The sequence below is a fragment of the Streptomyces sp. Sge12 genome, from assembly GCF_002080455.1.
Lineage (GTDB): Bacteria > Actinomycetota > Actinomycetes > Streptomycetales > Streptomycetaceae > Streptomyces.
Window position 1 is genome coordinate 7,393,600 of the sequence record NZ_CP020555.1, and the last position, 22,425, is coordinate 7,416,024.

At 74.1% G+C, this 22,425-nt stretch carries 24 protein-coding genes; 14 read left to right on the forward strand and 10 right to left on the reverse strand.

Annotated elements, in window-relative coordinates:
* The first annotated feature begins 52 nt into the window (after positions 1-52).
* The 3 genes from B6R96_RS33075 (at position 53) to B6R96_RS33085 (ending at position 4,235) form a co-directional block, all read left to right on the forward strand.
* The gene (locus B6R96_RS33075; protein WP_081524528.1) at positions 53-1,135 is read left to right on the forward strand and encodes an AI-2E family transporter; all 1,083 of its coding nucleotides are present in this window, start codon (positions 53-55) and stop codon (positions 1,133-1,135) included.
* 91 nt (positions 1,136-1,226) lie between these two features.
* Positions 1,227-3,293, forward strand: coding sequence for a prolyl oligopeptidase family serine peptidase (locus B6R96_RS33080; RefSeq protein ID WP_081524529.1), 2,067 nt, complete (start codon positions 1,227-1,229; stop codon positions 3,291-3,293).
* Positions 3,294-3,428: 135 nt separating this feature from the next.
* Positions 3,429-4,235 carry a class I SAM-dependent methyltransferase gene (locus tag B6R96_RS33085; RefSeq protein WP_081524530.1) on the forward strand — a complete coding sequence of 269 codons (807 nt, stop codon included), beginning with the start codon at positions 3,429-3,431 and terminating at the stop codon, positions 4,233-4,235.
* 25 nt (positions 4,236-4,260) lie between these two features.
* Here the strand turns inward: B6R96_RS33085 and B6R96_RS33090 are convergent, their stop codons facing one another.
* On the reverse strand, positions 4,261-4,812 hold the full coding sequence (locus B6R96_RS33090; RefSeq protein ID WP_081524531.1) for a DUF4188 domain-containing protein: 552 nt from the start codon (positions 4,810-4,812) through the stop codon (positions 4,261-4,263).
* Positions 4,813-4,902: 90 nt separating this feature from the next.
* On the opposite strand from B6R96_RS33090, the gene B6R96_RS33095 reads away from it, so the two are divergent.
* Positions 4,903-5,598, forward strand: a complete 696-nt coding sequence (locus B6R96_RS33095) for a MerR family transcriptional regulator (RefSeq protein ID WP_081524532.1) — start codon at positions 4,903-4,905, stop codon at positions 5,596-5,598.
* A 22-nt stretch (positions 5,599-5,620) separates the two neighbouring features.
* Here the strand turns inward: B6R96_RS33095 and B6R96_RS33100 are convergent, their stop codons facing one another.
* From B6R96_RS33100 to B6R96_RS33110, 3 genes are all read right to left on the reverse strand, one after another.
* Positions 5,621-6,247: an excalibur calcium-binding domain-containing protein gene (locus B6R96_RS33100; RefSeq protein WP_081524533.1), complete on the reverse strand. Its 627-nt coding sequence runs from the start codon at positions 6,245-6,247 to the stop codon at positions 5,621-5,623.
* A 102-nt stretch (positions 6,248-6,349) separates the two neighbouring features.
* Positions 6,350-7,351, reverse strand: coding sequence for an oxidoreductase (locus B6R96_RS33105; RefSeq protein WP_081524534.1), 1,002 nt, complete (start codon positions 7,349-7,351; stop codon positions 6,350-6,352).
* A gap of 72 nt (positions 7,352-7,423) precedes the next feature.
* Entirely contained in the window at positions 7,424-7,930 is a 507-nt protein-coding gene (locus tag B6R96_RS33110) for a GNAT family N-acetyltransferase (protein ID WP_081524535.1), read from the reverse strand.
* 218 nt (positions 7,931-8,148) lie between these two features.
* Between B6R96_RS33110 and B6R96_RS33115 the strand changes: the two genes are divergently transcribed.
* The 5 genes from B6R96_RS33115 (at position 8,149) to B6R96_RS33135 (ending at position 12,868) form a co-directional block, all read left to right on the forward strand.
* The gene (locus tag B6R96_RS33115; protein ID WP_237291586.1) at positions 8,149-9,555 is read left to right on the forward strand and encodes a L,D-transpeptidase; all 1,407 of its coding nucleotides are present in this window, start codon (positions 8,149-8,151) and stop codon (positions 9,553-9,555) included.
* 178 nt (positions 9,556-9,733) lie between these two features.
* A complete protein-coding gene (locus tag B6R96_RS33120) occupies positions 9,734-10,165 on the forward strand; it encodes a hypothetical protein (RefSeq protein ID WP_081524536.1) in 432 nt (143 codons plus the stop codon).
* A 78-nt stretch (positions 10,166-10,243) separates the two neighbouring features.
* Entirely contained in the window at positions 10,244-10,942 is a 699-nt protein-coding gene (locus B6R96_RS33125; RefSeq protein WP_081524537.1) for an HAD family hydrolase, read from the forward strand.
* Between the two features lie 171 nt (positions 10,943-11,113).
* On the forward strand, positions 11,114-11,956 hold the full coding sequence (locus tag B6R96_RS33130; protein ID WP_081525371.1) for a class I SAM-dependent methyltransferase: 843 nt from the start codon (positions 11,114-11,116) through the stop codon (positions 11,954-11,956).
* A 117-nt stretch (positions 11,957-12,073) separates the two neighbouring features.
* The gene (locus tag B6R96_RS33135; RefSeq protein ID WP_081524538.1) at positions 12,074-12,868 is read left to right on the forward strand and encodes a 3-hydroxybutyrate dehydrogenase; all 795 of its coding nucleotides are present in this window, start codon (positions 12,074-12,076) and stop codon (positions 12,866-12,868) included.
* Between the two features lie 69 nt (positions 12,869-12,937).
* Here B6R96_RS33135 and B6R96_RS33140 read toward each other — a convergent pair whose 3' ends face one another.
* Complete coding sequence (locus tag B6R96_RS33140) at positions 12,938-13,195, reverse strand: hypothetical protein (protein WP_037860623.1); 258 nt, start codon at positions 13,193-13,195, stop codon at positions 12,938-12,940.
* A complete protein-coding gene (locus tag B6R96_RS33145) occupies positions 13,182-13,475 on the reverse strand; it encodes a DUF6400 family protein (RefSeq protein WP_053703880.1) in 294 nt (97 codons plus the stop codon). The genes B6R96_RS33140 and B6R96_RS33145 overlap by 14 nt, the downstream gene beginning before the upstream one ends.
* A 329-nt stretch (positions 13,476-13,804) precedes the next feature.
* Between B6R96_RS33145 and B6R96_RS33150 the strand changes: the two genes are divergently transcribed.
* Both B6R96_RS33150 and B6R96_RS33155 read left to right on the forward strand, forming a co-directional pair.
* Positions 13,805-15,142 (forward strand): serine hydrolase domain-containing protein, encoded by a 1,338-nt coding sequence (locus tag B6R96_RS33150; RefSeq protein ID WP_443070023.1) that lies wholly within the window; start codon positions 13,805-13,807, stop codon positions 15,140-15,142.
* Positions 15,143-15,252: 110 nt separating this feature from the next.
* Complete coding sequence (locus B6R96_RS33155) at positions 15,253-16,275, forward strand: NAD-dependent epimerase/dehydratase family protein (RefSeq protein WP_081524540.1); 1,023 nt, start codon at positions 15,253-15,255, stop codon at positions 16,273-16,275.
* A 341-nt stretch (positions 16,276-16,616) separates the two neighbouring features.
* Here the strand turns inward: B6R96_RS33155 and B6R96_RS33160 are convergent, their stop codons facing one another.
* Complete coding sequence (locus tag B6R96_RS33160; RefSeq protein WP_081524541.1) at positions 16,617-17,729, reverse strand: sensor histidine kinase; 1,113 nt, start codon at positions 17,727-17,729, stop codon at positions 16,617-16,619.
* On the reverse strand, positions 17,722-18,576 hold the full coding sequence (locus B6R96_RS33165; RefSeq protein WP_081524542.1) for a response regulator transcription factor: 855 nt from the start codon (positions 18,574-18,576) through the stop codon (positions 17,722-17,724). The genes B6R96_RS33160 and B6R96_RS33165 overlap by 8 nt, the downstream gene beginning before the upstream one ends.
* A 123-nt stretch (positions 18,577-18,699) precedes the next feature.
* Here B6R96_RS33165 and B6R96_RS33170 point away from each other — a divergent pair, with 123 nt between their 5' ends.
* From B6R96_RS33170 to B6R96_RS33180, 3 genes are read left to right on the forward strand one after another with little or no spacing between them, the layout of a single operon-like run.
* A complete protein-coding gene (locus B6R96_RS33170) occupies positions 18,700-19,416 on the forward strand; it encodes a glycosyltransferase family 2 protein (protein ID WP_053703877.1) in 717 nt (238 codons plus the stop codon).
* Positions 19,413-20,033 (forward strand): TIGR04282 family arsenosugar biosynthesis glycosyltransferase, encoded by a 621-nt coding sequence (locus B6R96_RS33175; protein WP_053173081.1) that lies wholly within the window; start codon positions 19,413-19,415, stop codon positions 20,031-20,033. The genes B6R96_RS33170 and B6R96_RS33175 overlap by 4 nt, the downstream gene beginning before the upstream one ends.
* On the forward strand, positions 20,030-20,764 hold the full coding sequence (locus tag B6R96_RS33180) for a class I SAM-dependent methyltransferase (RefSeq protein ID WP_081524543.1): 735 nt from the start codon (positions 20,030-20,032) through the stop codon (positions 20,762-20,764). The genes B6R96_RS33175 and B6R96_RS33180 overlap by 4 nt, the downstream gene beginning before the upstream one ends.
* Before the next feature lie 67 nt (positions 20,765-20,831).
* Here B6R96_RS33180 and B6R96_RS33185 read toward each other — a convergent pair whose 3' ends face one another.
* Positions 20,832-21,257, reverse strand: a complete 426-nt coding sequence (locus B6R96_RS33185; RefSeq protein WP_081524544.1) for a hypothetical protein — start codon at positions 21,255-21,257, stop codon at positions 20,832-20,834.
* Entirely contained in the window at positions 21,254-22,396 is a 1,143-nt protein-coding gene (locus B6R96_RS33190) for a molybdopterin-dependent oxidoreductase (protein ID WP_081524545.1), read from the reverse strand. The genes B6R96_RS33185 and B6R96_RS33190 overlap by 4 nt, the downstream gene beginning before the upstream one ends.
* Positions 22,397-22,425 lie beyond the last annotated feature (29 nt).

Below are 22,425 nucleotides of genomic sequence, written 5' to 3' on the forward strand. Positions count from 1 at the left end.
AATCCGGCTCCGTGCGCGTGGCATCGGACGCCCGCGGTGGCACTCATGGGTCATGCCGCCGGTGTCACCGTTCCTGCGTACGGCAGCGTCGTACGCCTGGCGCCTGCTGGTGGTCGGCGCCGCCGTGTACGCCGTCTTCGCCGTGCTCGGCCGGTTCCACGAGATCGCCGTGGCCGTCTTCCTCGGCCTCGTCGTCACCGCCCTGCTGTGGTGGCCCACCCGGCGCCTCGCCCGCACCCTGCCCCGCTCGGTCGCCGTCGCCGTCACCCTCCTGGGCAGTGTGCTGGTCCTGCTGGGCGTGCTGGCCCTGGTCGGTACGGCGGTGGCCGGGGAGAGCACCACCTTGGCCCGGGAGTTCCGCCAGGGAATCGACAGCATCGAGGAGTACCTGGAACGAGCCCCCTTCCGGCTGAACCCGCACGCGCTCTCCGACCTCCAGTCGCGCCTCGGCGACTACCTGTCGAGCCACGGCTCCACCGTGCTCAGCCAGGCGGTCAGCGGAGCCGGGCGCCTGGTGCACGTCCTGACCGTCCTCGCCCTCGGGGCCTTCTGCTCGTTCTTCTTCCTGCACGGCGGGGACCGGCAGTGGGCCTGGTTCTGTGCCCAGCTGCCCCCGAGGCTGCGCGCCCGCGTGGGCATCGCCGGCGGCGCGGCCTGGCGTACGTTCACCGGATACACCCGCGGGATCGTCCTCGTCGCGGCTACGAACGCGGTCCTGGTAGGGGTGGCGCTCTACTTCCTCGGGGTCCCGCTGGCCGTGCCGCTGGCCCTGCTGGAGTTCTTCGCGGCCTTCATCCCGCTCATCGGATCGCCCGTCGCCCTGGCGGTCGCCGCCGTGGTCGCCCTGGCCGCGAAGGGACCGATCATCGCGGGCGTGGTGGTCGCGCTGATCGTGATCATCGGTCAGATCGAGGGCCATCTGCTCCACCCGCTGGTGATGAGCCGGGCGGTCCGGCTGCACCCGCTGGTGGTGGCGATCTCGGTGGTCGCCGGAGCCATCGCCGCCGGAGTGGTCGGTGCGGTGGTCGCGGTGCCGCTGGTCTCGGTGACCTGGTCGGTGCACACAGCGCTGCGCGACGCCCGCCGCGCGGGCGGTGACCCGAGGTCCGACGACCCGACGGCCGACGAAGACTGACCGGCCGGGGGAAGACCGACCGGGCCGGGGAAGACCGACCGGCCGGGGCACCGGCCGGACACCCGCCGGTCGCTTCCTGCACAATCGCCTGATGAGCGATGAAGACCCCTACCTGTGGCTGGAAGACGTATCCGGCGACGAGGCCCTCGCCTGGGTCCGGGAGCGCAATGCCGAGACCGTGGACGCGCTGACCGGTTCCCCCGGGTTCAAGGTGCTCGAACAGGAGGTGCGCGAGGTACTGGACGACGACGGCCGGATCCCCTACGTCGTCCGCCGCGGCCGCCACCTGTACAACTTCCGGCAGGACGCCGACCACGTACGCGGTGTGTGGCGGCGCACCACGCTGGAGGAGTACCGGACGGACCGGCCCGCCTGGGAGGTGCTCCTGGACCTCGACGCGCTGGCCGAGGCCGAGGACGAGAAGTGGGCCTGGGCGGGGAGCCGGGTGCTGGCCCCCGAGCACCGGCACGCCCTCGTCCTGCTGTCGCGGGACGGCGCGGACGCCTGCGTGGTGCGCGAGTTCGACCTGGAGACCCTGGAGTTCGTCGAGGACGGGTTCACGGTCGCCGAGGCCAAGACCCGGATCGGCTGGATCGACCGCGACCGCGTCTGGATCGGTACGGACTTCGGCGCCGGCTCGATGTCCTCCTCCGGCTACCCGCTCCAGGTGCGCCGCTGGCACCGCGGGACGCCCCTCGCGGACGCGGAAGCGGTCTACGAAGGCCGGCCCACGGACCTGTCCGCCTCCGGATGGCACGACGACACACCCGGCTTCGAGCGGGACTTCGTCCACCGGCAGATCGACTTCTGGAACCAGGAGCTCTTCCTGCTCCAGGAGGACGCCGCCGCCCCGCCGCTGAAGATCGAGGTCCCGGACGACGCGGGCGCCTCCGTCCACCGCAGGTGGCTGATCGTCACACCCAAGTCGCCGTGGCTCGGACACCCCGCGGGCAGCCTGCTCGCCTTCGACTTCGACGCCTTCCGGGCGGGGGAGCGCGAGGCCGAGGTGCTGTTCACCCCCGACGAGCGCACCGCGCTCGCCGGCTACAGCTGGACCCGCAACCACCTCATCCTCAGCACCCGCGCCGATGTCTCCTCCCGGCTGGAGCTGCTCACCCCGGGTGAGGGTCGTCCGGGCCCCGGCGGCTGGCAGCGCGCGCCGCTGCCGGGTGTGCCGCCGCTGTCCACCGCCTCGGTGACCGGCACGGACCCGGACGTGAGCGACGAGTACTTCCACCAGGTCTCCGGCTTCCTCCAGCCCGCCACGCTGTACCGGGGCACGGCCGGCGGCACCGGTGGGGACGACGGCGACAGCGGGACCGCGAGCGAGATCCTCAAGCAGAGCCCGGCGCTCTTCGACACCGACGGCCTCGCCGTGCGCCAGTACTTCGCGACCTCCGCGGACGGCACGAGGGTGCCGTACTTCGTCGTCGGTCCCGAGGACCGCCCGGGCCCGGGCCCCACCCTGCTCTACGGGTACGGCGGCTTCGAGATCTCCATGGTCCCGCAGTACAGCGCGGTCACCGGACGCGCCTGGCTGGCGCGCGGAGGCACGTACGTCGTCGCGGGCATCCGCGGCGGGCACGAGTACGGGCCGGGCTGGCACAAGGCGGCCCTCGGCGCGAACCGGGTCCGGGCGTACGAGGACTTCGCCGCGGTCGCCCGCGACCTCACCGCCCGGGACATCACCACCCCCGCCCAGCTGGGCATCGAGGGCGGCAGCAACGGCGGGCTGCTCATGGGCGCCATGCTCACCCGCGACCCGGAACTGTTCGGCGCGGTCGTCGCGCACGTGCCGCTGCTGGACATGCTGCGCTTCCACAAGCTGCTGGCCGGGGCCAGCTGGATCGCCGAGTACGGCGACCCCGACAGCCCCGCCGACCGGCCCCACCTGGAGGGGATCTCCCCGTACCACCAGGTCCGGGCGGACGGGCCCGCGTACCCGCCGCTGCTCCTGCTGACCTCGACCCGCGACGACCGGGTGCACCCCGGTCACGCCCGCAAGATGGCCGCCCGGCTGCGCGAGCACGGGCATCCCGTCCTCTTCCACGAGCACCTCGGGGGCGGCCACGCGGGTGCCACCGACCACCGGCAGACCGCCTTCAACGAGGCCCTGGTGCACACCTTCCTGTGGGAGCGGCTGACCCCGCAGAAGTGATGCCGCGCCCCCGGGCCACTCGCACGGCGTAGCCCGGGGGAGCATCCGTACGGGGGATTTGCGGGCCCCATCCGCTGCCGGACGGCGGGTTGTGCCCCACCATCGGCGGATGCAACCCCGGCCCGGGAGGACCCCATGAGCACCCCGTTCGCGTCCGCCGCCCCGTACTACGCCCGCTACCGGCCCCCGTACCCGGCGGAGTGCTACGCGCTCCTCGCGGACCGTTTCGCGCTCGACGGCTCCCAGACCGTACTGGACCTCGGCGCGGGACCGGGCACGCTCTCCCTGCCGCTGGCGCCGCTGGTCGAGCACGTCTACGCCGTCGATCCGGAACCGGCCATGCTCGCCGAGGGGTGCAGGCTCGCCGAGGAGCTCGGCCGTACGAACGTCTCCTGGCTGCGCGGCGACGCCGCCGGCGTCGGCCGGCTGTGCCTGCCCCGGCTCGACCTGTGCGTGATCGGCGGGGCCTTCCACCGGATGGACCGGGTACGGCTCCTGGCCGACCTGGACGGCATGCTCGCGCCGCGCGGCGGGATCGCCGTGGTCACCACCTCGCCGGCCGGGTCCGGACGGTCCGGCCCGGACCCTTCCTGGCCGGCCGTCGTCGACGAGGTGTGCGCGCGCTTCCTCGGAGCGGACCACCGACCGCAGGGCCCGGGGGCCGAACCGGGCGACGAGGTGCAGGACGTGGCGGACCGTCTGGCGAAGTCGGTGTTCTCCCGCGTCGAGATCACCACGTGGGAGCAGTCCACGCGCTGCACCCTGGACCAGTTGGTCGGGCTCCAGTTCTCCCGGGCCCGCTGTGGCCCCGCCCGGTTCGGCGACCGGAAGGACGCCTTCGAGTCCGAGCTGCGCGACGCGCTGCTGGCCCATGACCCGGACGGTACCTACCTCCGGAGCGTCACCGTCACGGCCGCCGTCGGGACCAGGCCACGACGCTGACCGGAACGCCGACCGGGATGCCGGCTCACCGGTCGGCGGCGGCTCCGGCCCCTGCCGCGGCTTCGGCTCCGGATCCTGCCGCGGGCGAACGGTGCGCGAAGCGGTCGGCCGCGCGCCGGCCGCGGCTCTCCAGGGGCAGCACCCCGGTGGCCGCCGCCAGCCCGAAGGGCGGCATGTCGAAGTAGATCGCCTCGTAGGAGCCCTCGGGGACGATGTACGACTCGTGCCACAGGCCCACGTGGCGGCGCAGCTTCCCCGCCCGGTCCTTGCGGTTGATGATCGACCATGCCTTGTGGTGGAGCATGTCCGGGGCCGCGGCGTACGCGTAGAGCTTCTCCTTGGACTCCCAGTACTGGACTACGTAGTAGGTACGGGGTGACGCGGTCAGCAGGACGTGGCCCAGCAGCCCCCGGGCGGGGTCCTTGGCGAGCTCCCGGAGCATGCGGGGCATGGCCGTGATCACCGGAATCCAGTGGTGGACGGCCCAGAAGTGGTTGATGCGCATGCCGATGAGGAGGACGACGACGTCCCCCTCGGCAGCTGCGGTGGTACGGCCCGGTAAGGGTTTCGCGAACACGCCGGCCTCCCGATCGCCTTGTTGGATAGCTCCGCTGTCCAACCGTCACATGATTGGATAGTGGCACTCGCCAAGGGAAGGTTCAAGAGAGTGCGGCTCGCAGAACTGAGTGAGCGGAGCGGCGTGGCCATCGCCACGATCAAGTACTACCTGCGCGAAGGGCTGTTGCCGCCCGGCCGTCGCGTCAGCGCGACGACCGCCGACTACGACGAGGGCCATCTGCGCCGGCTGCGGCTGGTGCGCGCGATGATCCAGGTCGGCCGGGTGCCGGTGGCGGACGTCCGGAAGGTGCTCGGGCACGTCGACGACGAGTCCCTGGGCCGCACGATCCGCCTGGGTGCGGCCCTGTGGGCACTACCCCGGGAGGCCGAACCGGCCGACGACCGGGGCGAGAACGGAGGTGAGGGCGGAGGAGAGGGCGAGGACGAGGACGAGGACGAGGTGATGGCCGCCGCGCGCACCGAGGTGGACCGGCTGCTCCGGGACCTGGGCTGGTCCACCGCCCGGGAGGTGGGCGAACTCTCGCCGGTCCACCGTTCGTTGGTGGCGGCGGTGGCCACACTGATGCGGCTCGGTTATCCGTGGGACGCCGCGCTCATGGCCCCGTACGCCCAGCTGATGCACCAAGTGGCCGTGCGTGACCTGGACTTCGTGGAGACCCACCCCTCGGAGGCGGAGCAGGTCGAGACCGCGGTGGCGGCGACCATCCTGTTCCGGCCGGTGCTGAACGCACTGCACCGGCTGGCCCAGGAGGAGGAGTCGGCCCGGCGGTACGGACTGGCGTGAGCCGCCGCCGGGTCCCGCGGTGCTACTCGCAGGCGACGCCGTCGCCGTCGCGGTCCAAGTGGCGGCCGTAGCCGGGGTCTCCGCGTCGGACCGGCGCCGCGCCGGCCGCCCTCGCCGCCGCGCAGTTCTTGTAGTAGACGCTGCCGCCCCCGCCGGACGTGGAGGATTCCTCGGGATCCTCGCTCCGCGGGCTGCTCGCCGGTGCCGGGCCGGCTTCCGGCTGGGCGGCGGGGGTCGGGGGAGCCACGGGAGCGGGACTGGTAGCGGGGGCGGCAGGGGTGACAGGGGCGGTGGGGGAGGGGCTGGGGCTCGGCGCGGCGGCGACCGCGGCCGGGGCGGTGACCGTCACGGTGACGGTGACCGTCGGCCCGGGCCGCGGCTCCGCGGCCGCCGGCCGGGTCTTCGGGTCGGAGTCGGCGGTGACCAGGACGAGGAACCAGATCGAGGCGAGCGCGACCGTCACGATCCTGCCGGTCCTGCCCCAGCGGGCGAGGAAGGCCAGCGCGGCGCCCACCGGGGGCACGAGGAGCGTGGCGACGACGACCGCCGCGACGGCCAACGCCGGGGGCCAGCGCGGATGCGGCGGCGGCTCGACCGGGTGGAAGGGCTGCGGCTGTGGAGGCTGCGGAGGGTGCGGTTGTGGGTACACGGGTCTCCTGCCACGGACATGGAAGAGGAGCGGGCGCCCAGTTAAGCGCACCGACCGGATCCAGCCATGCGGAATAGGGAAATCAAGCCATCCGATCCTGCGTCAGGACACCTGAACCTCGGCGAGGGCGGTCAGCAGCTCGCGCTCGCGGGCGGTGCTCAGCCCGGCCCGGCGGGGACGCTCCAGTCCCTCGGCGCGCTCCCACCGCAGAAGGTCCTCCAGCATGTCCGCGCGCGGACGGTGGCGCAGCCCGGCCGCGCGCGCCGCGGCCCCGCTGCGGGCGCAGAACCCGGCCCACTCGGGGTCCGGCATCCACATGGCCATCGACTCGGGGCCCATGAACGGCCCGACCCCCTGATCGAGGAGCCACCGGGGGTCCGCCGGCGCCACCGGACCGGTGTGCCCGGCCACCTGCCGGGACAGCTCGACCCATGCGTCGAACGGGACGACGGGCCCGACGGCGTCGAAGGTCCCGGTGGCACCCTGCTGTGCGAGGTCCAGCAGCCAGCCCGCCAGATCACGTACGTCGATCACCTGGGTCGGCAGGCCGGGAGAGCGGGGAACGAGGAGCGGCTGCTCCACCTCCCGGCCGGCCCGGGCCACCCAGTACCCGGACCGCCCGCTGCCGTCGCCCGGTCCGCCGATCAGGCCCGCCCGGGCGACGACGAGCCGGTCGGCCACCGCCGCGCGCGAGGCCTCCTCGCAGGCGACCTTGGCCTCCCCGTACTCCTCCCGCCCCACGTACGGTCCCTGCGCGGGTGCCAGCAGCCGGGTCGACTCGTCGGCGCCGACCGCGGCGTGGTCGGCGTAGGCGCTGACGGAGGAGACGTAGGTCCAGTGCCGGGCGCGCCCGGCGAGGGCCGCCAGCGCGCCGCGGACGAAGGCGGGCTGCCAGGACACCTCCAGCACGGCGTCCCAGTCGCGGTCGAGGAGCTCCGCGTAGGCGGACCCGTGGTTCCGGTCCGCCGCCACCAGCCGCGCTCCGGGGGCGACCTCGCCGCTCTCGCCCCGCGCCAGGCAGGTCACCGCGTGGCCCCGGTCCAAGGCCTGCCGCGTGATCTCACGCCCCAACCATGCGGTCCCGCCCAGTACAAGAAGATCCATGCGGCCACCTCAGCACACCGCGGACCCGCCTGCGATCCCGGTTCGCGCTCGGCGAAGAGCCGCGCGGGCGCGTCACAGGTCCCGCCGCATGCACGCACGGGGCCAGCGGTCCAGCCCGTGCGCCGCCTCGCGGTCGCGGATCTCCCGCAGGCCGGGGGTGAGCCCGGCGTCGTCCAAGAGCCGGAAGCCGCAGCGCACGTAGTACGGGGCGTTCCACGGGACCTCGGTGAAGGTGGTGAGGGTCAGCGCGGGCACGCCCCCGCGCGCCGCGAACTCCGCCAGGTGCTCCATCAGGCCCCTGCCGAGCCCGCGGCGCGCCCGGTCCGGGTGGACGGACACCTGCTCGACGTGCAGGTTGCCGTCCACGCGCTCGGCGATCAGATAGGCGCCGGGGGTATCGGCCCCGTCGACCGACACCCAGGCCAGCCCGGCTCGTTGGTAGGCGGCGAGCTCGTCCCGTGTCAGCGGTTCGTCGTCGGCGATCTCCGGCATGCCGATGTCGCGGAAGCAGCGCCCGGCGGCCCTCTCGATGTCCTGGAGGAGGGTCAGTTCATCCGGTCGTACCGTGCGGATAGCCATGGCCGCATTGTCGCCGCAGCCCCGCCCGGGGGCACCCGAGTATCGGGCACACGTCCGGTCCCCGCTCGTCCGGGACGGGATCTGTGCTCCGTCCGAGTTCACTTCGGTGCCCGTTCGGCCGCAGCGCCGCAGGCATGATCATCATTTTGGCGCCACGTCGGTTTGATACGTCTATGCCACGAATGCGACGGAGACAACCGACCAAGACGTGGGGCGCCGTGGCTGCGGTGACGGGGGCCATGCTGGTCGTCGCCGCAGCGCCGGGCCGCGCGCCCGCTGCGGACACCTCGGAGGGGAACCGTGCGGGAGCGCCGCGCGAGGCCGCGGTCACCCTGCTGGTCGGGAGGGTGCTGGACGAGGGCCGCGGATCCGGCGACGGGCCCTGTGCGGTGCGCATGTTCCGGCCGGGACTGTGCAGCGGCTGGCAGGAGCAGCGGGTACGGGCCACCGCGCGCGGCATGGGAGCCGTACTGAAGGAACCCTCCCTCGGTGACGCGGCGCAGGCCGCGCGGGTGGAGGTGCTGCCGACGGACTCCGGCGGGCCGCTCCAGATCGCCCTCGCGGACGCGGGCCGCCTCACGGACGTGACCGTACGCGACGGGCGCGGCCGCCACCTCGCCGGCGCCCTCGCCCCGGACAGCGAGCGCTGGCTCAACAGCGAGCCGATGAGGGCGGGGGAGACCTACACCGTGCAGGTCGGCGCCCAGGACGCGGCGGGCGCCCCGGTCGGCGTGACCATGGCGTTCCGGACCGCGCCGCCCGCCGACGGGGGCAGGCTGACGGTCGAGTTCGGGCCGCGCCCGGGCACCTATGGTGCGGGCGAGATCGTGACGGCCAGCCTGAGCCGCCCGGTGCCCGCCGACGACCTCCCGGCCCGCGCCCGGGTGGAGCAGGGCCTCCGGGTGACCTCGGAGCCCCATGTCGGGGGCGCCTGGCACTGGGTCGACGAATCGACCCTGCACTTCCGGCCGCGTACGTACTGGCCCGCCCACACCGTCGTGCGGGTCCACAGCCGCCTCGACGGGGTGGAGGTCGGCAACCACGACTACGGCGGCCCCTCCGACGAGGTGCAGTTCACCATCGCGGACCGGATCGAGGCCGTCACCGACTCCGCCACGCACCGGATGACCGTACGCCGCAATGGACGGGTCATCAGGACGATCCCGGTCACCACCGGCAAGGCGGGCTTCCGGACGCGCAGCGGTATCAAGGTCGTGCTGCGCAAGGAACCCAAGGTGCGGATGCGCGGCGACACCGTCGGAATCAAGCGCGGTACCAGCGAGTTCTACGACCTGCCGGTCTCCTACGCGACCCGCGTGACCTGGAGCGGCGAGTACATCCACGCCGCACCCTGGTCGGTGGAGGCGCAGGGCGAGGAGAACGTCAGCCACGGCTGCACGGGCATGAGCACCGAGGACGCCGCCTGGTTCTTCGAGACGGTCCGCGAGGGCGACATCGTGGAGGTGGTCAACAGCGGCGGAGAGAAGATGGCCCCCTTCGACAACGGCTTTGGCGACTGGAACCTGGACTGGCGGACCTGGCTGGCAGGCAGCGCCCTGGCCAACATCGACGGTGGCCGGGAGAGTTCACCGAACACCCCGTCCCGGCTGCACCCGACCACCTGACCCGGCGTCCACGCGCGGTCGCCCGCAAGACGTGCGGGAGGCATCACGTGCGACGCCTCCCGCAGCCGAAAGGGGCATGCCGGGTATCTTCCCCAGTCATGAGGAATCGTTCGGCGCAGGAGACGGGAAGAACCACGCGGCTCCGCGTGTCCGCACCACCGCATCAGGCGGAGACGCAATGCCGCTGCCTCTGATCGGTCTGCTCCTGCTCGTGAGTCTGGTGGCGGTGCCGACGTGCATCGTGCTGCTCGTGCTCATGCTGAGGAACCCGCCCCGCTCGCAGTCCCGGATCTGTGCGGTTCTCGCCCTGATCCTCGGGTTCTCGGCCACGGCCGTGTACTGCTACGGCTGGTTCTCCGTGACCCTGGGGGGACCGTTCCCGGAGGTGTGCGAGGACGACGGCGCGTCCGGCGCCCGGTTGGCGAGCCTGAGGCAGGAGTACTGGCCCCTCCGCAACACCTGCATCTATGCCGACGGGTCGACGGTGGAGCACCTCGCCCTGTCGATCAACGGGTACGTCTACGTTCTGGCCGGCCTTGCCGTCGTCCTGACCTGCGCCGCCGTACTCCGGCACCGGCGGGCACGACTCATTCCCGCAGGGACCTCATAACCATCGATTCTCGCGACGGCCGGAGCATTCCGAACGCCCGCTCCTCGTCCACCGGCACCACTGCCCTACGATCAACGCATGATCAAAGGGGTGATGTTCGACTTCTCCGGCACGCTGCTGCGCGTCGAGCCGATCGAGGCGTGGCTCGACGCCGCTCTCGCCGGGACCGGCAGCGCGCTGGGGGAGCAGGAGTACGACGAGACCGTACGGCGGCTCACCGAGTACGGCGCGCTGCCCGGCGGGCCGTCGCCGCGCCACATCCCCGCGCACCTCGAAGCCCTGTGGGACCAGCGGGACATCAGTGCCGAGCAGCACCGGGCGGCCTACGGCGGGCTGACCCGGGCCGCGGGCATCACGCAGCCGGAGCTGGAACAGGCCCTCTACGAGCGCCACATGGCCCCCGCCGCCTGGCACCCGTACCCGGACACCGCCCCGACCCTGCGCGAACTGCGCCGACGGGGGCTCCCGGTGGCGGTGGTCAGCAACATCGGCTGGGACCTGCGGCCCGTCTTCCGTGCGCACGGCCTCGACGAGCTGGTCGACGCCTACGTGCTCTCCTTCGAGCTGGGCACCCAGAAGCCCGATCCGGTGATCTTCCGGGCTGCCTGCGACCGGCTCGGCCTCGCCCCCGCCGACGTGCTGATGGTCGGGGACGACCGGCGCGCGGACGGCGGCGCCCGGGCGCTCGGCTGCCCGGTGCACTTCGTCGACCACCTCCCGGCCGACCGCCGGCCCGCCGGCCTGTCCCCGCTCCTGGACCTGCTCGGCGCGCAGTAGCGCGCGCGTACCCGCGTTGCGGGAGTGACGGTGGGAGCGGGCGGTGCCGGGCCGGTGCGTTCAGGTCGCGCACCGCACCGTACCGTCGCTCATCCTGCGGGTCCGGCTCCTGCTCCGGCTCGGGCGGAAACACATCGATCGGTGGCCGTGCCGTGTGCCATCCTCGGGCCCATGACCGAAACGGGGACCGGCGCGGACGACGGCGGACTCGCGCTCAACCGCGCCCTGTGGGACGTGTGGGCCCGGGTCCACGGCTCGACGCCCACCGACCAGTTCTACGACGTCGAGGCGTTCGTCGCCGGACACCAGACCCTGCGCACGCTCGAACGCGAGCTGGCGGGGGACGTGACGGGCCTGGACCTGTTGCACCTCCAGTGCCACTTCGGCATGGACACCCTGAACTGGGCCCGGCTCGGCGCCCGGGTCACCGGCGTCGACTTCTCGCCGACCGCTCTCGAACGGGCCCGACTGCTGGCCGCGCGGACGGGCCTGCCCGCGACCTTCGTCGAGGCCGATACCCAGCGCCTGCCCGACAGCCTGGCCGGCGGTTTCGACGTGGTCGTCGCCACCTACGGGGTCCTGTGCTGGATCGCCGACCTCGACGCCTGGATGCGCGGCGCGGCGAGGGCCCTGCGGCCCGGCGGAAGCCTGGTCCTGGTGGATCTGCATCCGGCCTGCCAGGCGGTCGCCACCCTCGATCCGCTCGTCGTCGACTGGCCCTACGGCGGGGGCGAGCCCCACCGCGAAACGGTCACCGGCACCTACGCCGATCCCGGCCTGAGCCTGCCGGCCCGGGAATCCGTGCAGTACCCGTACTCGATCGGCGAGATCGTCACCGCGGCCGCGACCGCCGGCCTCACCATCAAGCACCTGGGCGAGCACGTCGCCGCCGAATTCGATGCCCGCGGCATCCTGATCCGGGGCGAGGACGGCCGCTACCGGCTCCCGTTCGGGGACTCCCACCTGCCCGTCCTGTACTCCCTGCGCGCGGTGTCGCCCGATACGCGCCAGTGAGCCCGGGGCCCGGGGCCCGGGGCCCGGGGCCCTGGCGGCGGCCGACACGTGCGGCGGCCCGACTGTGGCGGTCGCGCACATGGGAGCGGACCACGGCCGTCCCGGATGATTCCGGGCATGACGAGCACACCCCCTCCCGTGCCCCACGGGCCGGCAGCAGCCGCGGGCCCCGACCCGGCGGGCCGTACCGCCCTGGTGACCGGCGCCGGCAGCGGCATCGGGCGGGCCTGCGCCTCGGCGCTCGCCGCGGCCGGAGCCCTCGTACACGTGGTGGACATGGACGCCGCCGCAGCGAAGTCCGTCGCGGCGGAGATCGGCGGGTGGGCGCACGTCGTGGACCTGGCCGTGGCCGAGGCCGTCGAGGAGCTCCCCACCGACATCGACATCCTGGTCAACAACGCCGGACTCCAGCACGTCGCCCCGCTGACCGAGTTCCCCCCGGACCGCTTCGCGCTGATGCAGCGCGTGATGGTGCACGCGCCGTTCCTGCTGATCCGCCGGACCATGCCCTCCATGTGCGCGCGGGGCTGGGGCCGCGTCGTCAACATCTCCAGCGTGCACGGGCTGCGCGCCAGTGCCTTCAAAGCCGGCTACGTGACCGCGAAGCACGGTCTCGAGGGGCTGAGCAAGGTGACCGCCGTCGAAGGCGCCCCGCACGGAGTCACCAGCAACTGCGTGAACCCGGGCTACGTCCGCACCCCGCTCGTGGAGCGGCAGATCGGGGCCCAGGCCGCCGCACACGGCATCGACGCAGGTCAGGTGGTGTCAGAGGTGCTGCTGAGCCGTTCCGCGGTCAAGCGGTTGATCGAACCGGAGGAGGTCGCCGCGACCGTCCTGTGGCTGTGCGGCCCGCACACCGGATACGTCACCGGCGCCTCGATCCCCCTGGACGGCGGCTGGACCGCAGCCTGAGCCGAGGGGCGGCCCGGTACGACCGGGGCCGGGGTCAGGGCCGGGGCCGGGGACTGCGGCCGCGGCCGCTCAGAAGCCGGGCAGGGCGCCCGAGACCCGGTCCCACAGGGAGCGGGTGGCCCCGAAGCCGCTCTCGTGCACCCAGACGTGGGTGCACCCGGGGCACTGCAGGTGCAGCAGGCTGCCGGTGTTGGTGAGCAGGTAGCGCCAGTGGGCGGAGCAGGTGCGCCGCTGCTCGCACGGTTCGCAGCCGCGTGCGTCCGCGCACTTCGGGCAGGCCACCCAGGCACGCCGCCCGGGATCGGCCTGCGGGTCAAGCGGCAGCACGGCCGTCTCCGCGCGCGGGCAGTACACCGGCCGCGACCAGGTCGTCGTAGATGCGCTGCTGATCGGCGTCGAGTCCGGAGTACAGCAGGTCGTAGGCGGCCTCCTCACCGAGGAGCACCTCCACCGGATCCCAGTCCGGGCCGAGGGCCGCCATCACCTGGGCGCGCCGGAGCACCTCCTGCGAGGTGAGGTCGACGCTGAAATCGACCAGCTCGGACGCGTCGGGGGCACCGGAGGCACCGGAGGCGTCGGAGGAAGGGGTGGGGTCGTGGGGGGCCATGCCTTCGAAGTTAGGCAAGCCTTCCTTCCCTGGTCAAGGGGGCGTGTGCGGAGTCACAGCACGTGGCCGGTGACCGGGTGCGAGGGCGCGGCCGGCCGGCGCGAAGTGACAAATGTAATGGCTCGTCAAGGTGCGTCTCGGTCCGGAGGTTGATGCCCGGCTCGTCCTGGCGGACGAGGCCGGGCCGCGGGACGGCGCGAAGAATGGACAGTGACCAAGATCGCCGGGCCCCACCGGGCCATCGACGAGGAGCCGCCGTGCCCCACACCCGTCCTGCCGACCGACCCGCACCACGACTGCGCCGCGCCGCCTCGGCCACCGCCGTCGCCATAGCCCTGCTCGCGGGCCTCGCCCCGGTCGCGAGCGCCGCGACTCAGGAGGCGCCGAGCACCTACGGCCCGGCCGCCGGCCGGCACCTCGACCGGACCCGGCTGCAGACGGGGCTGAACGCGATCCAGCAGGCGGGCGTGTACGGCGTCTACTCCGCCGTCCGCGACGGGCGCGAGCGCTTCGACGGGGCCGCCGGCGTCGCCGACGTGTCCACCGGCCGCAAGGTCCGCCCGGACCTGCGGCACCGGGTCGGCAGCGTCACCAAGACGTTCACCGCCGTCGCCGTCCTCCAGCAGTCCGCGAAGGGCCGGGTGGACCTCGACCGGCCGGTCGGCGACTACGTGCCCGAGCTGCTGCCGGGCGAGCGCGGCCGCAAGGTGACCGTACGCATGCTGCTCAACCACACCAGCGGCATCCACGACTACATAGGCGACGCCTTTCCCTCCCTCCTGAAGGGGACCACGGAGAGCCTGGACGACCACCGGTACCGCACGATCGAGCCCGCCGTGCTGATCGGATACGGGGTGGCCCGGCCGCAGCTGTTCGAACCCGGCACCGACTGGTCCTACTCCAACACCAACTACGTGCTGCTCGGCGAAGTGCTGCGCAAGGTGACCGGCCAGGACCCGGAGCGGCTGATCACCCAGGACGTGATCCGGCGGGCGGGCCTGCGCGACACCTACTTCCCGGGCACCGACCCGCGCATCCGCGGCGCCCACGCCCGCATGTACGAGAGCTTCTACGGGATCATCGACCCGCCGCGCGACTACAGCGACTACAACATGACCTGGGCCGGCACCGCCGGAGCCCTCGTCTCCACCACCCAGGACCTCAACACCTTCTACCGGGCCCTGCTGGGCGGCGACCTCCTGCCGCGCCGCCAGCTGGACCAGATGCGCACCACCGTCGACGTCAAGGACGGGACGGGGGCCGTGGCCATGCGCTACGGACTCGGCATCTACACCCTGGACACGCCGTGCGGCCCGGCCTGGGGCCACGACGGGGGAGTCTTCGGCGCCGGCACCTGGGCCCTGTCCAGCCCGGACGGCCGCCGCCAGTTCGCCATCGGCTACAACCTGATGAAGTACCAGCGCGTCAACGAGAGCGGCACCGACTTCGACCCGCACCCGGCCGACGCGGCCATGAGGGACTACCGCGACCAGTCGCTGTGCGGCACCACCGTGCCGCGGACCCCGGACCCGGCCGGGAAGGACCGCTCCACCGGGGCGCCGCCGGTCCAGGCCCCGTCCGCCGGGGCCCCGGCCGCTCCCGCTCCCCGGGTGCTGCCGCCGACCGCGCCGGCGCTCCCCGCACCCCTGTCGGGTCCCCTGGGCTGATCGGCCCGCCGCGTGCGCCCCCGCCGGGCCGCTGCCGCTGTTCTTACGGATCCATGACGTGCGGTCCGGCGGGCGCGCTGCGGGGCCGTATCCGTCATAGCGTCGGGGCCATGCGCGTACTTGTGACTGGAGGCGCGGGCTTCATCGGCTCGCACATCGTCGCCGAGCTGATCGGCCGCGGGCACGATCCGGTGGTCCTCGACCTGGCGGACGACGGGCGGGACGTACGGGACCCGGATGCGGTGGCCGAGGCGCTGGCGGGCGTGCAGGCGGTCTGCCACCAGGCGGCCAGGGTGGGACTGGGGAAGGACTTCGGGGACGCGCCCGGCTACGTATCGGTCAACGACCTGGGCACCGCGGTGCTGCTGACCGAGATGGCACGGGCGCGGATCCCGCGGCTGCTGCTGGCCGGATCGATGGTCGTCTACGGGGAGGGACGCTACGACTGCCCCACCCACGGCACGGTCCGGCCCGGGCCGCGCGCCCAAGCCGACCTGGAAGCCGGACGGTTCGAGCCACGCTGCCCGCTCTGCGGCGCCGACCTGGTGCCGGGGCTGGTCGCGGAGGACGCCCCGACGGACCCGCGGAACGTCTACGCCACGACCAAGCTCGCCCAGGAACACCTGGCGTCCTCCTGGGCCAGGGCGACCGGCGGTCGCGTCATCTCGCTGCGCTACCACAACGTCTACGGGCCGGGGATGCCCCGCGACACCCCGTACGCGGGGGTGGCCGCGCTCTTCCGGTCCGCGCTCGCGCGGGGCGAGGCGCCGCGGGTCTTCGAGGACGGCGGCCAGCGGCGGGACTTCGTGCACGTGCGGGACGTGGCCGGGGCCAATGCGGTGGCGCTGGAGGCCCTGTCCGGGGCGGACGCGGACGCCGGGCCCGCCGGGTTCTCCGCCTACAACGTCGGCAGCGGCGACCCGAGGACGGTCGGCGACATGGCCGAGGCGCTGGCGGCCGCCTGCGGAGGCCCGGCCCCGGACGTCACCGGCGAGTACCGCCTCGGCGACGTCCGCCACATCACCGCCGACTCGGCACGCCTGCGCCACGACCTGGCCTGGCGCCCGGCGGTCCCCTTCACCACGGGCATGGCCGAACTCGCCGCGGCCGCGGACGAACGGAGCCCTGCCTGAGGGACCCGCAGGTCCTTCCGGCCCGGATCCCGGGCCATGACGGAGGCCCCTTCCGCCGCCGGCCCGGCCTCCTGGACGCCTTGCTGTCCGAGCCGGCGGGCCACCGGCGAGCGGCACTGCGAACACGGGCCAGGTGTCGCATGCGCCTGGGCCGTCTCTTCCGGATCTTGTCGGGCCCACGGCGCCCGGCACCGCACCCGGCCGCGTTGCCGGGGACCGAGTACGTCCAGTACACGGGCGCCCCTCCGCCTTGCGATGCTTCCCCTCGGCCCTGGCGGGCCTGGGGAGACCCCATGGGACCGGACGACCGGGCTCACCCGACAGGATCCGAAAGAGACGACCTAGCCGGCGGCCGCGGGCAGGGTCAGTTCGAAGCGGCAGCCGCCCGAGACGTTGTGGACGTGCGCGCGGCCCGCGTGGGCCTCGACGATGCCCCGGACGATCGCGAGGCCCAGGCCCGCGCCCGAGGGCGGGGTGCGGGCCGGAGTGCCGCGCCAGCCGGTGTCGAAGACGCGCGGGAGGTCCTCCTCGGGGATGCCTCCGCAGGCGTCGGTGACCGAGACCACCACGGAGTCCGCACGGCGTTCGGCGGCGATCGCGACCGTACCGTCGGCCGGGGTGTGCCGGATCGCGTTGACCAGGAGGTTCGAGAGGACCCGGGTCATCTCCTTGCCGTCCACCTCCACCGGCAGCGAGGCGACCCCGTCGCCGACCAGCCGTACGCCGTGCTCGCGGGCGAGGGCGTCCGTGCCGGCCAGGGCGTCGCCCACCAGGTCGTGCAGGGACATCCGCGTGAGGGTGAGGGACAGCGCGCCCGCATGGATGCGGGAGAGCTCGAACAGGTCGCCGACCATGGAGTTCAGGCGGTCGACCTCGGTGCGCATCTGCCGGTGGTAGCGGGCGGGATCGGCGGCCATGCCGTCCTCCAGCGCCTCCGACATGGCGCGCAGCCCGGCCAGCGGGGTGCGCAGATCGTGCGAGATCCAGGCCACCAGCTCGCGCCGCGAGGCCTCCAGGGCCTGCTCGCGCTCACGGGAGGCGGCCAGCCGTTCGCTGGTGCAGGCCAACTCGCGGCTCAACGCAGTGAGCTCGGCGGGGGCCGGCACTTCCGGCGCCGCGAAGGTGCCCTCCTCCCCGAAGTCCCGTGCCGCGGCGACGAGTTCCCGGCAGCGTCGGACGACCTGGCGGCCCAGCAGCAGCGCGGTGGCCGTCGAGACGGCCGCGGCCGTCGCGACGACCATGGTCACCACGGCCAGGTCGTGGGAGGACAGGAACATCGCCCAGGCCACGGTCAGGGTTCCGGCGAGCATCGCGGTCACGGCCACCGCGGCGACGATCGCCAGGGATACGGCGACGCTGCGCCGGCGCAGTATCCGCAGGGCAGCGGCCCCGAGCAGTCCGGCGCCGCCCGCGCCGAGGAGGGCGTACAGGGCGATCAGCAGCAAATCACGCACGGCCGTCCTCCGCCCCGACGGCCGGCGCGGTCCCGGCCTGCGGGGCCGCATCGAAGCGGTAACCGGCGCCCCAGACCGTCTGGATCAGCTGCGGGCTGCCCGGATCGTCCTCGATCTTCCCGCGCAGCCGCCGCACGTGCACGGTCACCGTCGACAGGTCGCCGAAGTCCCAGCCCCAGACCTCGCGCATCAGCCGCTCCCGGTCGCAGACCTGCCCGGGGTGCCGCAGGAAGTAGGCGAGGAGATCGAACTCCCGCAGGGTGAGCGCGAGTTCCCTGCCCTCCTTGTGAACCCGGCGGGCCGCCGGGTCCAGCATCAGGCCCGCCACCGCGAGGCGCGGACCGCCCTGCGGGGTGCCGGACGGGGCGCCGGCCTGCGCCCGGCGCAGGACCGACCGCACCCGCAGGACGAGCTCGCGCGGGCTGAACGGCTTGGTCACGTAGTCGTCCGCGCCCACCTCCAGGCCCAGGATCCGGTCGTCCTCGTCGCCGCGCGCGGTGAGCATGATGACGGGGACGGGCCGGTCGCCGCTCTCCCCGCCGCCGCTCTCCCCGCCGCTCTCGCGGGCGCGCAGCCGGCGGCAGACCTCCAGCCCGTCCATACCGGGGAGCATCAGGTCGAGGACCATCAGGTCGGGACGGTGCTCCTCGGCGGCGCGCAGGCCGGCCGGGCCGTCCGCGGCCAGGCGCACCGTGAAACCGGCCCGCTCCAGGTAACCGGCCACCACCTCCGAGACGGTCGGATCGTCGTCCACGACCAGAACGCTGCCCTCGGCGCCGCCCCGCTCGGTGCCGGTCCCGCCGGCGCGGGGCTGTTCGTCCGCACGGTCCACATTGCTCACTGCCATGCCCCAAGGCTGTCATCCGCCCGGCCGTGCGTGGGGCGCCGACCCCCTCGGGCGGCACGGCGTCCGCGTTTCGTAAGGGTTGCGGGCCCCTTTTGTGCCGTCCCGATTCCTACGGTGTGGAGGGTGACTTCATCAGCTTGTACTCCGCCCCGCGCGGACCTCGTACTGCCGTGCCTCGACGAGGCGCAGGCCCTCCCCTGGGTACTGGCGCGCGTGCCGGCCGGGTGGCGGCCCATCGTCGTCGACAACGGATCGACCGACGGCTCCGCGGAGATCGCCCGCAGCCTGGGCGCCACCGTCGTGCACGAGAGCCGGCGCGGATTCGGCGCCGCCTGCCACGCCGGGCTCCTCGCGGCCCGCGCCGACCTGGTCTGCTTCTGCGACTGCGACGCCTCCATGGACCCCGGGCTGCTCGCCGCGATGGCGGTGCGGGTCGCCGCCGGTGAGGCCGATCTGCTGCTCGGCCGCCGCCGCCCGCAGGGACGCGGCGCGTGGCCCGTCCACGCGCGCGCCGGCAACCTGGCGCTGGCGCGGATGCTGCACCGCCGCACCGGGCTGCGGCTGCACGACCTCGGACCGATGCGGGTGGCACGCCGCGAGGCGCTGCTCGGCCTGGATCTGACCGACCGGCGCAGCGGCTACCCGCTCCAGATGGTCGTCCGGGCCGCCGACGCGGGCTGGCGCGTCGCCGAGACCGACGTCCCCTACCTGCCCCGCTCCGGCACGTCCAAGGTCACCGGCACCTGGCGGGGCACCTGGCAGGCCGTACGCGACATGCGCAAGGTGCTCGCCGAGCCGCCCGGCGCCCGCTCCGGGCCCACCGAAGGGGCCCGCGCATGAGCACCCTCCTCGTCATCGCCAAGGCCCCCGTCGCAGGCCGGGTCAAGACCCGCCTCACCCCGCACTTCACTCCCGAGCAGGCCGCCGACCTGGCCCGCGCCGCCCTCCAGGACACGCTGGCCGCCGTACTCGCCACTCCGGCCCGGCGGCGCGTCCTGGTCCTCGACGGGTCGCCCGGGCCCTGGCTGCCCCACGGCATCGAGGTCGTCCCGCAGTGCGCGGGCGGGCTCGACGTCCGGCTGGCCGCGGCCTTCGCCGGGGCGGGCGGGCCGGCCCTGCTCATCGGCATGGACACCCCGCAGGTCACCCCCGAACTCCTCGCGCGGGGACTCGACTTCGGCGAGGCGGACGCCTGGTTCGGCCCCGCAGACGACGGCGGGTTCTGGGCGCTCGGCCTGGCCGAGCCCGACCCGGCCCTGCTGCTGGGCGTCCCGATGTCCCTGCCGACCACGGGCGCGGCGCAGCGCGGCCGGCTCACCGCCTCCGGGCGCGCGGTACGGGACCTGCCCGAGCTGTGCGACGTGGACACCCCGGCCGACGCGGAACGGGTCGCCGCCGCCGTACCCGGTACCCGCTTCGCCGCCCTGCACTGCGGCCTCCGCGGCGCGACCCGATGACCGCCGCCCAGCTCACCGGACCGGCCCGCACCGGATCCGGCCGCACCGAACCCGCGGCCACCGAACCGGCGGCCACCGGCCCCGCGGCCGCCGCCTCCGCCCTCGCCTGGCAGGCCGACCCCTACGCCGACGCGCTGCGCACCGGCCGGGGCCCGCTCTACCTGCGGCGCACGGACGGCTGGCTGCTCCCGCTGGACGTGGAGCGCTGGTGCGCCGAGCCCGACGAGGCGGACGAGGGCGTCCTCGCCCGCTGCCGCGGACCGGTCCTGGACATCGGCTGCGGCCCCGGGCGCCTCGTCGCCACCCTCGCCGCACGCGGGCACCGGGCGCTGGGCGTGGACGTCACCCCGGAGGCGGTGGCCCGTACGACACGGGCGGGCGGCAGCGCCCTGTGCCGCTCCGTCTTCGATCCGCTGCCCGCAGAGGGCCGCTGGGGCACGGTCCTGCTCATCGACGGCAACATCGGCATCGGCGGCGACCCGGCCGCCCTGCTCCGCCGCGCCGCCCGACTCGCCTCACCCGTCGGCACCCTCCTCGTCGAGGTGGCCACCGCCGACGTGGACGAACGCGTCGACGTGCACGTCGACGACGGCCGCGGCGGCCACGGAGCCCCCTTCCGGTGGGCCCGGCTGGGCGCCCGCGCCCTGCGCGCCGCCGCCCCGGACGCCGGCTGGACCCGGTCCGTGTCCTGGCAGGTGGCGGGGCGCTCCTTCGTGACCCTGCGGCGCTGACCGACGTACAGGTAGGGAAGGGGGAGTTGACGGGTACGGCCGCCAACTCCCCCTTCTGCGTGTCCGGTCAGCGGCCCGGAGCCGCGCCGCGCCTGCGCGCCACCCGTCGTACGACGCCGCGCGCCGCGACGTACCCGGCCGTGAGGGCGGCGAGGACCGCCATCGCCAGCAACCAGTTGCGCGGATAGTCCAGCGGCAGCACCGTCGCGTTGGCCACGCCGCCCGGGCGCAGGAGCGGCGGCAGGGCGATCACCGTCAGCGAACCCGCGACGATCAGCGCGGCGCGCGGGACCCCGCGCAGCCGCACGCCCGCGGCCGCGGCGAGCGCCGCGACCGCGATCACCAGCGGCGCGACCAGTGCGTCGTGCACGAGGAGGCTGCCCGCGAGCCACAGGGCGATCCGCCAGGGCCCGGGCTCGCGCACCAGCAGGAACCCGCCGAAGGCCGTCACGACGAGCCCGAGGCCGCCGACCGTGTACCGCACCGTCCTCACATGACCTCCAGCCGGCCGACCCATTTGGTCTGGAGCACGCCCGGCCGGTTCGGGGCGATGATCCGCGCCGGGTATCCGTGGTCCAGTGACAGCACCTCTCCGTCGATGCGCAGCGCGAGCAGCGTGAGCGGGTCCTGCGCGTACCGGCGGCCCATCTCCATTACCCGGTACGCGCCCATCGCTTCCAGCGACACCACCCGGCAGCTCGCTCCCGGGCCGGCTCCGGCGCGCTCCAGCAGGTCCCGTACCCGTACGCCCGTCCACCGGGCGGACTTGCTCCAGCCCTCCACACAGGCGATGGGCAGGGTCACCTCGTACTGCGGCAGCGCGCGCAGTTCGGCCGCGGTGAGGCTGTACGGACGCGGCCCGGCCACGGTCAGCCGCCAGTCGGCCAGCGAGGCCGCGGTGACACGCGCGGCGGCCGCAGTACGGTTCACCGGCAGCCCCTGGGGCCCGTGCGCCGGGCTGCGCGGGGCGAACAGGTCCAGCGGACCGAGCGCGGTGACGGACTGTCCGACCGTGGTCAGCGTGACCGCGCCGACCCCGGCCGCGACGGCCGCAAGCAGCTGCCGCCGGTCCGGCCCGTCGGCCTCGGGCAGGGCCGCGGTGCCGGGGGAGCGGCGGGTGAAGTGCTCGCGGATCGTCGGCCATTGGACGGCGACGTGCAGCAGCACCGCTCCCAGCAGGATCCAGGCGACGGCGTAGTGCGCGGGTACGAAGGAGAACGGCCAGGGGTACCACTGGAAGGTGTTCAGCAGCCCGGTGAACAGCTCGAAGATCCCGGCGGCGACGAGCACGGCCACCGAGAGGCGCTCCAGGGCGTGCCGTACGGACCGCACCGGGGGCCAGGCGAACAGCCGCGGGTAGACGGCCCACAGCTTGGCCAGGAGCAGCGGGATCGCGGCGGTGCCGCAGACCACGTGCAGGCCCTGCGTGAGCCGGTAGCCCCAGGAGGGGCGGCTCGGGAGCCGGTCGGCGAGCCAGGGCGGCGGGTGCTGGAGGTAGTGGCTGAACACGCCGGTGGCGAAACAGACGAGGAGGGCGAGGCCGAGCAGCCGGCCGATGACCGTCGCGGTCCGGGCGTCGTGCAGCCGCGCCCGGAAGGTGATCGGCGGGCCGTGGGGTGGAGTGAAACGCATGAGCCCATGACACCCCCGGCAGTGCCCCG

Bases quoted from the DNA above. Each gene is read 5' to 3' on its own strand.
- B6R96_RS33075 (WP_081524528.1), top strand. From the start codon at position 53: ATGCCGCCGGTGTCACCGTTCCTGCGTACGGCAGCGTCGTACGCCTGG.
- B6R96_RS33080 (WP_081524529.1), top strand. From the start codon at position 1,227: ATGAGCGATGAAGACCCCTACCTGTGGCTGGAAGACGTATCCGGCGAC.
- B6R96_RS33085 (WP_081524530.1), top strand. From the start codon at position 3,429: ATGAGCACCCCGTTCGCGTCCGCCGCCCCGTACTACGCCCGCTACCGG.
- B6R96_RS33105 (WP_081524534.1), bottom strand. From the start codon at position 7,351: ATGGATCTTCTTGTACTGGGCGGGACCGCATGGTTGGGGCGTGAGATC.
- B6R96_RS33110 (WP_081524535.1), bottom strand. From the start codon at position 7,930: ATGGCTATCCGCACGGTACGACCGGATGAACTGACCCTCCTCCAGGAC.
- B6R96_RS33120 (WP_081524536.1), top strand. From the start codon at position 9,734: ATGCCGCTGCCTCTGATCGGTCTGCTCCTGCTCGTGAGTCTGGTGGCG.
- B6R96_RS33125 (WP_081524537.1), top strand. From the start codon at position 10,244: ATGATCAAAGGGGTGATGTTCGACTTCTCCGGCACGCTGCTGCGCGTC.
- B6R96_RS33130 (WP_081525371.1), top strand. From the start codon at position 11,114: ATGACCGAAACGGGGACCGGCGCGGACGACGGCGGACTCGCGCTCAAC.
- B6R96_RS33135 (WP_081524538.1), top strand. From the start codon at position 12,074: ATGACGAGCACACCCCCTCCCGTGCCCCACGGGCCGGCAGCAGCCGCG.
- B6R96_RS33145 (WP_053703880.1), bottom strand. From the start codon at position 13,475: ATGGCCCCCCACGACCCCACCCCTTCCTCCGACGCCTCCGGTGCCTCC.
- B6R96_RS33155 (WP_081524540.1), top strand. From the start codon at position 15,253: ATGCGCGTACTTGTGACTGGAGGCGCGGGCTTCATCGGCTCGCACATC.
- B6R96_RS33165 (WP_081524542.1), bottom strand. From the start codon at position 18,576: ATGGCAGTGAGCAATGTGGACCGTGCGGACGAACAGCCCCGCGCCGGC.
- B6R96_RS33175 (WP_053173081.1), top strand. From the start codon at position 19,413: ATGAGCACCCTCCTCGTCATCGCCAAGGCCCCCGTCGCAGGCCGGGTC.
- B6R96_RS33180 (WP_081524543.1), top strand. From the start codon at position 20,030: ATGACCGCCGCCCAGCTCACCGGACCGGCCCGCACCGGATCCGGCCGC.
- B6R96_RS33190 (WP_081524545.1), bottom strand. From the start codon at position 22,396: ATGCGTTTCACTCCACCCCACGGCCCGCCGATCACCTTCCGGGCGCGG.